Raw genomic sequence first — 821 nt, 5'->3', positions numbered from 1 at the left:
CAAATTCAAAAAAAAAGTAATTCGCGCAAGCGAAGAGGTTAGTAGATGAGTAAAAAAGCATTAATCACCGGAATCACAGGACAGGATGGCGCGTATCTGTCCGAATTGCTGTTAAGCAAAGGCTACACCGTGTACGGCACCTACCGCCGCACCAGCTCCGTCAACTTCTGGCGCATCGCCGAACTCGGCATCGACCACCACCCCAATCTGCACCTGGTCGAATACGACCTCACCGACTTAAGCGCCAGCATCCGCCTCTTGCAAAGCACCGGCGTCACCGAAGTCTACAACCTCGCCGCCCAAAGCTTTGTCGGCGTCTCCTTCGAACAACCGCTGACCACCACCGAAATCACCGGCATCGGCGCCCTGAACCTGCTCGAAGCCATCCGCACCGTCAACCCCAGGATCCGCTTCTACCAAGCCTCCACCTCCGAAATGTTCGGCAAGGTCCAGGCCGTGCCCCAGATCGAATCCACCCCGTTCTACCCCCGCAGCCCCTACGGCGTGGCCAAACTGTACGCCCACTGGATGACCATCAACTACCGCGAATCCTACGGCATCTTCGGCTGCAGCGGCATCCTCTTCAACCACGAATCCCCGCTGCGCGGCCGCGAATTCGTCACCCGCAAGATCACCGACACCGTCGCCAAGATCAAACTCGGCAAGCTCGACTGCCTCGAACTGGGCAACATGGACGCCAAACGCGACTGGGGCTACGCCAAAGAATACGTCGAAGGCATGTGGCGCATGCTGCAAGCCGACCAGCCCGACACCTTCGTACTCGCCACCAACCGCACCGAAACCGTCCGCGACTTCGTCAC

General features: G+C 58.7%; 1 protein-coding gene. It reads left to right on the top strand.

The genetic code is table 11. The features are described from left to right. Nucleotides 1-45 precede the first annotated feature (45 nt). Nucleotides 46-821: GDP-mannose 4,6-dehydratase (locus ACO0LO_RS29000; RefSeq protein WP_422970020.1), on the top strand; the 776-nt coding region annotated here is incomplete at its 3' end.

Source organism: Undibacterium sp. TJN25 (genome assembly GCF_049339885.1).
Taxonomy (GTDB): Bacteria; Pseudomonadota; Gammaproteobacteria; order Burkholderiales; family Burkholderiaceae_D; genus Undibacterium.
This window is presented reverse-complemented; position numbering and strand designations above follow the sequence as displayed.